Genomic DNA, 10394 nt, shown 5'->3' with positions numbered 1-10394 from the left:
CCTGCACTTCCAGCAGCTGCACGCCGCCGACCCGCCGTGCCAGGCGCTCGGCCGCCGCGCGGTGGGCCGCCTCGTATTCGATACGGGTGCGCGCCACGCCGAAACCCTTTTCGTTCGACAGCCGGGTCACCTTCATGCCGGGATCGCCCAGCCGGCGAGCCAGCGTGCGCGCCATGCCGGTCACACCGTTGCCGTTCCTGATTTCCAGCCGCGTGACGGCGGCCTCGATCGACGGCGCCTGCGGAGGCGGCGCAGCCGGCGCTTCGGGTGCTTCAGCCGGCGCCGGCGCCTTGCCGCGCCGCAGTTCGAGCATGCCGTTGCCGGCCACGTGCAGCTCGGTCTCCAGCCATGCCGGCTCCGCGGCGTCGCCGCGCTGGGCCTGCAGCGCCTGGCCGATGGCGCTCACCGAAGTCTTGCCGCCCACCGCCGCCAGGTCGGCGCGGAGGTCGTGCCGGCGCAGCGCGTCCGCCTGCCTGAGCATCTGCGCGGCGCGCGCATCCTGGCCCAGCTTGTGCAGGGTGTCGCCGAGCAGCTGCCAGGAACGGGCGTTGAGCGGATTGAGCAGGCAGGCTTTTTCGAGCGCCACCAGCGCCTGGTCGTAGTCGCCGCTCAGGAAATAGGCATGGCCCAGGTTGCCGAGCAGGTAAGCCTTGTCCGGGCCGGAGGACATCGTCAGCGGCGCCGCCAGCTCGCGCCAGATCGCGATGGCGGCCGCGAAATCGCGCTGCTCGGCGTGCAGGGTGGCCAGGCCGTTGCGGGCGTTGACATGGCCGGGGTCGGCCCGCAGCGCGGCCTGGTAGGCGGCGCGCGCCTCGTCGTAGCGGCGCGCCAGGTGATGGTTGCGGCCGGCCAGGTAGGCTTCGTCGCCGCCGGCGGCTGCGGCGGCGGAGGACAGCGTCGGCAGCGGCGTACAGGCCAGCAGGCCGGCGCCGGCGCACAGCAGCGCCAGCGTACTCAAGGTGGTAGCGGTTCGCATCGCGATCTCCATTCAATCAACGCAAGGATTAATGCACCCCGTGCAGCGCGCCCAGGGTTCGCGATATCTGGATCGCGGCCGGCCCGAGCAGCACCATCAGCAGCGTCGGGAAAATGCAGAAAATCAGGGGGAACAGCAGCTTGAGGCCGATCTTGGCCGCGCGCTCCTCGGCCTTGACGCGCCGCTTGTGGCGCAGGTTGTCCGAATACACGCGCAGCGAGTCGCCGATGCTGGTGCCGAAGCGTTCGGACTGGATCAGCATCGCCACCAGGGTGTCGACATCCTCGACCCCGGAGCGCAGGGCGAAGTTGCGCAGCGCCTTCTCCTTGCTGAAGCCGGCCCGCATCTCCATCAGCACCAGCTGCAGTTCCTGGGCCAGCACCACGCTCTTGATGTGGATCTCGCCGGCTACCTTGACCATCGCCCGCTCCAGGCTCAGGCCCGCTTCCACGCACACGGTCAGCAGGTCGAGCGCGTCGGGGATGGTCTCGAAGATCTCGCGCCGGCGCCGGTTGGCGATGCGGGTGAGGACCACGTTCGGCGCGTAGTAACCGAGGGCCGCGCCCAGCAGCAGGAGGGCGAGCAGCTTGTTCGAGTCGAGCGCGCCGCCGTACAGCACGATGGCAGGCACGCTCAGCGCCGGGATCAGGAGCGCCAGTCCGGTCTTGGAGGCGAAGTACAGGGTCGGCGCCGCCGGGTTGCGCCAGCCGGCGTTCATGAAGCGGGTGCGCAGGGTGGATTTTTCCCAGCCTTCGTCCGGAATCGAGAGCTTGGTCAGCGGCCTGGCGACGCTGGCCACGCGCTCGACCCAGTCCTTGCCGGCCTCCAGGCCGCCCTCGCTTTCCCCCGGCTTGTTGCCGAGGAAGCGGCGCAGGCGCTCGCGCAGGGCGACCGGGGCGAACAGCGCCACGCCGAGCCAGCCCAGGCCGCATACGACGGCGAAGACGATGAACAGGAACAGGAGTTGGGACGACGGCATAGGCACCTCACACGCGGATGCGGATGATCTTGCGCAGCCAGATCACCCCGAACAGGATCATGCCGGCGCCGTACCACAGCATCCGCACGCCCGACGGGTCCTTCCACATCATGCTGATGTAGTCGGGGCTGGTGATCGCCATGGCGCCGGCCACGCAGAACGGCATCAGGCCCAGGATCCAGGCCGACATGCGTCCCTCGGCCGACAGCACCCGCACGTGGGCGATCAGCTTCAGGCGGGCGCGGATGATCTGGCTGATGTTGCCGAGGATCTCGGCCAGGTTGCCGCCCGATTCGCGCTGGATCAGCACCGCGATGATCAGGTAGCGCAGGTCGGTCAGCGGGATGCGCGCCGCCATCGCGTGCAGCGCTTCGCTCATCGGCACGCCGTAGTTGATCTCTTCGCGCGCGATGCGGAACTCGCTGCTGAGCGGCTCGGGCAGCTCGTTGCCGACGATTTGCAGGACATTGTTGAAGGAATGGCCGGCGCGCAGCGCGCGGGCGATGAAGTCGGCCGCATCCGGCAGCTGCTGCTCGATGCGCAGCAGGCGCCGCTGGCGCGCGCGCCGCATCAGGAACCAGGGCAGGTTCAGGCAGGCCAGGCCTGCCAGCATCCGCGCCGGCCAGGGCAGCGGCCAGGCGGACGCCGCCAGCATGCCGGCCGCCATGCAGCCGAGCGACCAGGCGATGAACTGCCCCACCGTCCAGGGCGATCCGGCCTGCACCAGCAGCGCGTCGATGCGGTGCGCCAGCCCGGCGCGGTGCAGCATGCGGTCGAAGGACTGGTGGCTGCTGTAGCGTCGCTGCTTGAGGATCGAGATGCGCTCGCCCGTGCGTCCGACCCCGCCCGACATCAGCTGGAGGCGGCGCGCGATGCGGCGCGCCGCGGCGCCGCGGGTGCCCATCCACCACAGGTAGACGCCTTCGACCGCGAGGATCACCGCAGCGAACAGGAACACCACGAAACCGGAGAACAGCGCGTCCATGCCGTCCCCCCTCAGTCGAAGATCCGGTCGGGATCGAAGGCGTCTTCCGGCACCGGCACGCCGAACAGGCGCAGGCGGTCGGCGAAGCGCGGGCGCACGCCGGTGGCGCAGAAATGGCCCAGCACCTTGCCCTCGGCGTCCACGCCGCGCTGCTCGAAGCGGTAGATTTCCTGCATCGAGATGATGTCGCCCTCCATGCCGGTGATCTCCTGGATGCTGACCACCTTGCGCGTACCGTCGGTCAGGCGCGAAGCCTGCACCACCACCGTCACGGCCGACACGATCTGCTGGCGGATCGCGCGCGCGCTCAAGCTGACGCCGGCCATGCTGACCATGTTCTCCAGGCGCGACAAGGCGTCGCGCGGGGTGTTCGAGTGGATGGTGGCAAGCGAGCCTTCGTGGCCGGTGTTCATCGCCTGCAGCATGTCGAGCGCCTCGGCCCCGCGCACCTCGCCCAGGATGATGCGGTCGGGCCGCATGCGCAGCGCGTTGCGCACCAAGGCGCGCTGGGTCACCTCGCCCTTGCCCTCGATATTGGGCGGACGGGTCTCGAGGCGCACCACGTGCGGCTGGCGCAGCTGCAGCTCGGCAGCGTCCTCGATCGTCACCACCCGCTCGCTGCCCGGGATGAAGCCGGAGATCAGGTTCAGCAGCGTGGTCTTGCCGCTGCCGGTGCCGCCCGAGATCAATATGTTCACCTTGGCCGTGCCCAGGCCCTCCAGCACCTGGATCATGGGCGGGGTCAGGCTCTTGTAGTCGAGCAGGTTCTGCACCGTCAGCGGCGTGGCGCCGAAGCGGCGGATCGACAGCAGCGGGCCGTCCACCGCCAGCGGCGGGATGATCGCATTGACGCGCGAACCGTCCGGCAGCCTGGCGTCGACCATCGGGCTCGACTCGTCGACCCGGCGTCCCACGCGCGAGACGATCTTTTCGATGATCTTCATCAGGTGCGCGTTGTCGTGGAAGCTGATGTCGGTCAGCTCCAGCTTGCCGCGCCGCTCGACATAGACCTTGCTGGCGGTGTTGACCAGGATGTCCGAGACGGTCGGATCGTTCAGCAGCGGCTCGAGCGGCCCGAAGCCGAGCATCTCGTGCTGGATGTCGAGCACCAGGTGGTGGCGCTCGTGCTGGTTGAGGACGATTCTTTCTTCTTCGATGATGCGCTGGACCAGCAGCGCCAGCTCGTGCTTGAACTGCTCCGGGGTCAGGCGCTTGAGGCGCTCCAGGTCGATCCGGTCGAGGATCATCTGGTGCATCAGCTTCTTGAGCTCCTGGTAGGCGTGGTTGCTGGTGTCCGGCAGCCCGGCGACCAGCTGGCGCTCGGCGCTGGTGCTGACTTCGGTGCTGGCAAGGCGTTCTCGTAGGGACATCGGGTGCTCCAGTCTTGAAATGTCGGGGGCTGGCGTCGGGCGGGGCTAGGCGCCCCCGCCGAACAGGCGATCGAGCAGGCCCTTGTTTTCCTGGACGCGGCGCGCCGTCACCAGCTCCACCATCTCGGCCAGGCTGCGCGCGGCCGCGCTCGAGCGCGACAGCTGCAGCACCGGCACGCCCTGGTTCACCGAGTCGGTCACGGCGATGTAGTCGTTCGGGAAGGTGTGCATCACTTCGCAGCCGAGCGCCGCATGCAGGTCCTGCAGGCGCAGCTTGCCGCCCTTCTCGTAGCGGTTGACGATCAGGCGGATGTTGTCCAGCACGTAGCCGAGCGAGCGGAAGATGTCGAGCAGGCGGCGCGCGTCGCGGATGTCGGGCAGCGCCAGCTGCAGCACCGGGTAGATGGTGTCGGTGATGTCGAGCGCGCGCAGCGAGACCGCGTCGATCTGGCGGCCAACGTCGAGCAGCACGTAGTCGTAGTGCTGGCGCGCCACGCGCAGGATGGTGTCGATGTGCTCCGGCTTGGCTTCCCTGGCCTGGCCCGGGTCGTCGGCCGCGGCCAGCACGCCGAAGCCGGGGGCCACGTGCACCAGGCAGGAATCCAGGAAAGGCGCATCGACGCGGGCGATCTGGGCGCACACGTCCGACAGGGTCATGCTCGGCTTCTGGTCCGACACGTACAGCGCGGCGTCGCCGAACTGGCCGTGCAGGTCGACCAGCAGGACCTTCTTGCCGGCCAGGGTCGCCAGCGCGTAGCCGAAATTGGTCGAGATGAAGGTCGCGCCGCTGCCGCCCTTGCAGGCGATGAAGGCGAGCACCTTCCCGTCGCGCGTCAGGGACACGCCGGCGGCAGCCGAGATCCGGTCCATCGCCTCGTGGAAGGCGCGGTGCACCAGCGGCAGCTGCAGCACCTCGCGCACGCCGGCGCGCATGGCGGTGATCAGGAGGTCCGGCTGGTGGTGGTCGGTCAGGAGCATCAGCTGGGCCGACGGATACTGGCGGGCCAGGCGCTCCAGCAGCGCGGCCTCGAGCGGCTCGGTCTCGCTGGCGTCGATGATCACCAGCTGGGCGCCGTCCGCTTCAGGGCGGTCGAGCGCATCGCGCAGGCTGGCGCGGGTGGACGCCAGGTGCAGCGGCGGCACGCGCGCCGCGCCCTGGGACGCGATTTCCGCATACAGCTGGCTGTCGCGGCTGATCAGGAGCGCTCTCATGGCATCCTCGCCGCAGCTGCGCTTGCCATCCTTGGCCCGGGGTGGCCGGCTTTCATTTTCCGGTACCGATCAGCGAGCGCGCCGGTTCGGCCTGGGGACGCGAGTAGGAGTGCTGGTACTGCTCGTGCGCGGCGCGCGCGGCCTGGCCGTCGATGCCCGCGGCCGGGTCGGTGTTCGCGCCGGCGGCAGGGTCGAGCACCTGCGACGCCAGGTTGGCGCGCAACGCCTTGCCGAATTCGCGGTCATAGTTGGGCGTGCCGGAAACGCAGCCCAGCAAGGCTGCCGCGGCGGGCGCCGCCAGGATCCAACGGGTTGTTCTGCTTGCCATGTCCATCCCCTTGTTGAGTGCATGTGAGCTCATTTGAGCTCGAAGCCGCCCGCGGTCTGCGACGGCGGCGGCGCGATGGCCGGCGTCGACATGGCGGCCGTGGCGGCAGGCGGCCTTCCTTCCAGGCTGCCGCCCAGCAGGATCTCGCCGCGCGACGGCAGGCCGATCCTGTCGGTCGGCAGCGCATAGCCGGCGCCGGCGATCGGCTTGACCAGGCGCACGGTGATCACGAACACCAGCTCGCTTCGGTCCTGCTGGTAATCGGTGCTGCGGAACAGCGCGCCCAGCACCGGCACTTCGCCCAGCACCGGCAGGCCCTTCAGGTTGGCCACCAGGTTGTTCTTCACCAGGCCGCCGATGGCGAAGCTCTGGCCGTCGTACAGCTGCACCGTGGTGCTGGCGCGGCGCGTGGTCACCAGCGGCATGATGGCGGTGCCGGCGATGCCCACCGCGTTGATGCCGATGCCTTCGCGCGACAGTTCCGACACTTCCGGCGCCACCTTCAGGTTGATGCGCCCGCCCGCCAGCACGGTCGGGGTGAAGCGCAGGCCGACGCCGAATTCCTTTTCTTCCAGGGTCACCTTGTTGTTGTCCTGGGCCACCGGGATGTAGAACTTGCCGCCGGCCAGGAAGCTGCCTTCCTGGCCGCTGATCGCCATCACGTTCGGCTCGGCCAGGATGCGCACCAGGCCATCCTGCTTGTCGGCTTCGACGGCGACCATGTTGCCGTTGGGTTTGCTGCCCCCGATGCCTCCGCGCGCCCGGCCGGTGAGGAAATTCGAAGTCAGGATGGCTCCCCAGCTGCCGGGGGTAAAGGTAAAGCGCGAGCCGGATTCCAGGCGTTCGATCAGGGTGCGCGACACCTCGGCCACCTTGACTTCGAGCTGCACCTGCTGCGGCGCGCTGACGCCGAGCAGGTTGACCACGCGCGCGCCGGCGGACGCGCCCGCTGCGCCTCCACCGCCGCTGTTTGCGGCGACGGGAATCACGCCGTCGGTCTCGTTGTCCTTGGCCGCAGGCGGCAGCTGGCGCAGCGGCCGGCGCACATAGGCCCCGGCCAGTTCGACGGCGCGCGCGACCGCGCTGGCGTCGCTGACGGTGCCGGTCAGCACCAGGGTATCCATGGCCGACATCACGCGGATGTCCTTTTCCTCGGGCATGACGGCGGCCAGCGTGGCCTGCACTTCGGCCGGGTCCATCGACACCGCGATGTCGACGATGCTGCACAGGCCGCTGCGGCCCTGCACGATCATATTGGTGCTGCCGACGTCGACCCCGGCGATGTAGAGGGTGTCGGGCGCGACCAGCATGGCCTGCACAACGGAAGGATTGCCGACGCTGCGGTGGCGCACCGGTTCGGGCAGCCGCAGCATGGTCGACTTGCCCATGTGGAGGGCCAGGCGCGCCGGGCGCGCGGCTTCGCCGCTGCAGCCGGCCTGGGGTTTGGCTTCCGGCTCGGCGGCTGGCTTGGCCGCGGCCGCCGCCGGCATGGCGGTGGCGGCAAGGAGCGCGATACCGGCGGCCGCCGCGCAGGCGCGCAGCCCGTCCCGCCGCGCGATCGTGGAGCATCTGTTCATGGCGTTCATCCCAGGCGTGAAGGTGTCAGAAGCATTCCTGCGAGGTGTGCAGGCCGTTGATCACGCCGACGCAGTGGCGCTGCGGCGGCGCTGCCCGCGGCCGCCGTAGCTGTGGCCGCGGCTGCGGAGCTTGTACCGGCAGCGCGACCTGCCGCAGCGCTGCGCCCGGCGCGGGAAGGAGGCTGTCCTTGGTCGCCCCCAGGGTCGCGGCCGCGGCCGGATCGACCTGGTTGCGCAGCGCCAGCGACAGCGTGCCCACGCTGCGCGCCAGGTCGAGCTTCTCGGCCTGCTCGGGCGTGACCTCGAGCGTCACCGCGTTGACGACCTTGGGCTTGGTCTCGTCGCGGCTGACTTCCTGCGCCACGGCCAGCACCAGGATGCGCTCGAGCACGATCTTCGAGATGTTGCGCTCGCGCTCCCCGCCCTGGGGCCGCGGCTGCGGCTCGGTTTCGGTGCTGACGATGATGTCGACGTAATTGCCGGGCAAGGCGAAGCCCGCCACACCGATCACGTCGTTGACGCGCACCGTGATGGCGCGCTTGCCCTCGGCGATCAGGGCCGACAGGCCGCCCAGGGTGCCGGCCGGCGCCAGCTTGGCCTCGCTCAGCGGTTCGCCCGCCAGCACGCTGGTGCGCAGCACCCGGCCGGCGAGCTTCTGCGGGTCGGCGAACGCGCCTTTCGGCACGCTGTCGGCCGGCCAGTCGACCAGCTTGACCATCTCGGGCGCAAGCCGCTGGCCGATATCGATATCGGCCACGGCCACCGCGATGCGGCCCGCGCTGGCCGCCGGGGCGTTCAGCAGCCATTGCGCGGCCAGCGCCACCGCGGCCAGGCCGAACACGACGGCCAGGGCCATCACGATCACGGCACGTTGGTTTTTCATCGCAGGTCTCCCATTGCAAGCGGGAGCGAGCCGGCGCCGAACAGGCTGCTCCAGGCCTGGGTCACGCTGTCCACGTCGAAGCGCGGCGTGCGTCCGGCGAAACCGGCGAAATCATGGATGCGCTGCACCAGCTCCTGCGGATAGGCCGCCAGCAGCGGACGCCGGGTGCGGCGGTGCAGCTCATTGACCAGGTAATCGAGCACGGCTTCGTCGGCCTCCAGCCGGCCCAGGCGCGCCTGGCGCTGTACCAGCGCGCGGTAGCCGGCCTCGCCCAAGGGCCCGATCGCGATGCGGTAGCCGATGCGGCGCAGGCAGGATTCGTCCAGCACCGATTCGGGCGCCAGGCTGGTGGCCAGCACCAGGCTGACATCGAAAGGCAGCGCATGGGCCGGGCCGCCGGGCACGGCCACGTGGTCGCGCCCGTGCTCGAAGGCCCCCAGCAGGCGATGCAGCAGCTCGCCGGCCGGCATGCGCTGGCGCCCGAGGTCGTCCACCACCAGCAGGCCGTTGTTGGCGCTCAGGTGCGGCGGCGCATGGAACACGCCGCTGCCGGGGTCGGCGCGCAGTTCGAGCATGTCGCGGGTCAGCTCGGCGCCGATGTGGACCAGGGGACGCTGGCACAGCGCCCAGCGCGCGTCGCAGCTGCGCCGCTCCTCCATGCGCCGGTTCGCCAGCGGCGCCGGATGCAGGGCGGGATCGTAGAGCTGCACGATCTCGTGCTTGACCAGCACCGCGTAGGGCACGGCGACCGGTTCCTGGCGCAGACGGGCGAATTTCCTGGCCAGCGTGGTCTTGCCGCTGCCGGAAGGGCCATACAGCATCAGCGGGCGGTTCGAATGCAGGGCCGCGCCGATGAGTTCGCGCACTGCCGGTTCGAGGCCGTCCTCGCCCAGCACCGCGCGCAGCTCGCCCGGCGTGACGCGCGCCCGCGCTGCGTCGTTCACTTCCAGGCGCAGCGACTGCTGCTCCACCACCGCGCGGTAGTGCGCCAGCGGCACCGGCGCCGGACCGCAGTAACGCGATTCGGCCAGGTAATCGGCGGCGGCGCGCTGCCCGAAGGCGGTCAGCTGGTAATGCACGTCGATGTCGGAATCGCCCGACCAGGCCACTTCGGCCTGCTGCGCCGCGATCAGGCCCTGCAGCACCTCGCGCACCACGCTCACCGACAGGCGCAGCCTGCCGGTCAGCACCGACAGCGGCGTCTTGCCGCCCGCGTGCATCGCCTTGACCACCAGGGCAGTGACGAAGCGCGGCTCGAGGCCGGTGTCGCGCAGGGTCCGCGCCTGGCGCGGCAGCACGGGAACAGCTTCGCCATCCGCCGGCGCAAGCTGCCCGCCGGGGCCTTCCGGCACCGGATCCCTCGCCGTGTAAACCGCTGCGGCTCCCGTTAGCGCTTCCATATTCTCACCTCCTGCTCAATACAAGTGTTCGAGAGAACTTGATTTGATTCTAGCGAGCGTCCATTGCCGGCCTTTGACGGTCCACAAAGGGCCACCCGGCCCCGATTAGCCATAGCGGCTTATCAAAATAATCATTGTTCCGACTGCAATCGCGACCCCGTAAGGCATGGAGCCGACGCTGTCCTGCCCTCCTGTGCCGAAGGCCGGCGCAAGCGGCAGGCGCAGCAGCGCGCCGCGCAGGATGGTCCAGAGATTCGACAGCACCGGTAACAGGCGGCCGCGGACGGCGACGATCGCCAGCGCCATGACGCCGCCCGCGCACCAGGCCAGGATGGCGATGTGCAGGGCCTCGAGCGGACCGGTGAAAGCGCCTACGGCGGCCATCATCTTGACGTCCCCGGCAGCCATGCCGCGGATCAGGTAAAACGGCAGGAAGACGACCAGGCCGGTAGCCATGCCGCCCAGCCAGGCCAGCACCCCTGCCAGGGGTGCGCCGGAGGCCAGGTGCAGGCCGAGTGCGCCCACCATCCCGGCCAGCAGCAGCCGGTTCGGAATGCGCCGGCTCGCCAGGTCGTTGACTGCCCCCGCCACCACCATCAGCAGCAGCAAGGTATCGAGATACGGTGCGACAAGCATGATGCACCCCCAAAAAAAAGCCCCCCGGGGCTGGCTGCAGCCACGAGG

General features: G+C 69.8%; 10 protein-coding genes. All 10 read right to left on the bottom strand.

The features are described 5' to 3' along the window. Window positions 1–976 (bottom strand): tetratricopeptide repeat protein (locus KBW95_RS16455; protein WP_211528780.1); only part of this gene is annotated, 976 nt, incomplete at its 3' end. Between the two features lie 28 nt (window positions 977–1004). Further along, window positions 1005–1955 (bottom strand): type II secretion system F family protein, encoded by a 951-nt coding sequence (locus KBW95_RS16450; protein WP_211528779.1) that lies wholly within the window; start codon window positions 1953–1955, stop codon window positions 1005–1007. Window positions 1956–1962: 7 nt separating this feature from the next. Beyond that, a complete protein-coding gene (locus tag KBW95_RS16445) occupies window positions 1963–2940 on the bottom strand; it encodes a type II secretion system F family protein (RefSeq protein WP_211528778.1) in 978 nt (325 codons plus the stop codon). An 11-nt stretch (window positions 2941–2951) separates the two neighbouring features. Beyond that, window positions 2952–4310, bottom strand: coding sequence for a CpaF family protein (locus KBW95_RS16440; protein ID WP_211528777.1), 1359 nt, complete (start codon window positions 4308–4310; stop codon window positions 2952–2954). Between the two features lie 45 nt (window positions 4311–4355). Continuing rightward, complete coding sequence (locus KBW95_RS16435) at window positions 4356–5522, bottom strand: AAA family ATPase (protein ID WP_211528776.1); 1167 nt, start codon at window positions 5520–5522, stop codon at window positions 4356–4358. Window positions 5523–5574: 52 nt separating this feature from the next. Continuing rightward, on the bottom strand, window positions 5575–5850 hold the full coding sequence (locus KBW95_RS16430; protein WP_211525144.1) for a hypothetical protein: 276 nt from the start codon (window positions 5848–5850) through the stop codon (window positions 5575–5577). A gap of 29 nt (window positions 5851–5879) precedes the next feature. Then, window positions 5880–7427: a type II and III secretion system protein family protein gene (locus KBW95_RS16425; RefSeq protein WP_211525096.1), complete on the bottom strand. Its 1548-nt coding sequence runs from the start codon at window positions 7425–7427 to the stop codon at window positions 5880–5882. Window positions 7428–7452: 25 nt separating this feature from the next. Next, window positions 7453–8310 carry a Flp pilus assembly protein CpaB gene (gene cpaB, locus KBW95_RS16420; RefSeq protein ID WP_211525095.1) on the bottom strand — a complete coding sequence of 286 codons (858 nt, stop codon included), beginning with the start codon at window positions 8308–8310 and terminating at the stop codon, window positions 7453–7455. Further along, complete coding sequence (locus tag KBW95_RS16415; protein ID WP_229429803.1) at window positions 8307–9710, bottom strand: ATP-binding protein; 1404 nt, start codon at window positions 9708–9710, stop codon at window positions 8307–8309. The genes cpaB and KBW95_RS16415 overlap by 4 nt, the downstream gene beginning before the upstream one ends. A gap of 105 nt (window positions 9711–9815) precedes the next feature. Beyond that, window positions 9816–10346, bottom strand: coding sequence for a prepilin peptidase (locus tag KBW95_RS16410; RefSeq protein ID WP_211528775.1), 531 nt, complete (start codon window positions 10344–10346; stop codon window positions 9816–9818). Window positions 10347–10394 lie beyond the last annotated feature (48 nt).

The sequence above is a fragment of the Massilia sp. ZL223 genome, from assembly GCF_018119395.1.
In the GTDB taxonomy this organism is placed as follows: Bacteria; Pseudomonadota; Gammaproteobacteria; order Burkholderiales; family Burkholderiaceae_D; genus Telluria.
This window is presented reverse-complemented; position numbering and strand designations above follow the sequence as displayed.

What these genes read in the sequence shown, in the direction of transcription:
- KBW95_RS16440 (WP_211528777.1), bottom strand. Translation starts at nt 4,310, where the DNA reads ATGTCCCTACGAGAACGCCTTGCCAGCACCGAAGTCAGCACCAGCGCC.
- KBW95_RS16410 (WP_211528775.1), bottom strand. Translation starts at nt 10,346, where the DNA reads ATGCTTGTCGCACCGTATCTCGATACCTTGCTGCTGCTGATGGTGGTG.
- KBW95_RS16450 (WP_211528779.1), bottom strand. Translation starts at nt 1,955, where the DNA reads ATGCCGTCGTCCCAACTCCTGTTCCTGTTCATCGTCTTCGCCGTCGTA.
- KBW95_RS16415 (WP_229429803.1), bottom strand. Translation starts at nt 9,710, where the DNA reads ATGGAAGCGCTAACGGGAGCCGCAGCGGTTTACACGGCGAGGGATCCG.
- KBW95_RS16430 (WP_211525144.1), bottom strand. Translation starts at nt 5,850, where the DNA reads ATGGCAAGCAGAACAACCCGTTGGATCCTGGCGGCGCCCGCCGCGGCA.
- KBW95_RS16435 (WP_211528776.1), bottom strand. Translation starts at nt 5,522, where the DNA reads ATGAGAGCGCTCCTGATCAGCCGCGACAGCCAGCTGTATGCGGAAATC.
- KBW95_RS16425 (WP_211525096.1), bottom strand. Translation starts at nt 7,427, where the DNA reads ATGAACAGATGCTCCACGATCGCGCGGCGGGACGGGCTGCGCGCCTGC.
- KBW95_RS16445 (WP_211528778.1), bottom strand. Translation starts at nt 2,940, where the DNA reads ATGGACGCGCTGTTCTCCGGTTTCGTGGTGTTCCTGTTCGCTGCGGTG.
- cpaB (WP_211525095.1), bottom strand. Translation starts at nt 8,310, where the DNA reads ATGAAAAACCAACGTGCCGTGATCGTGATGGCCCTGGCCGTCGTGTTC.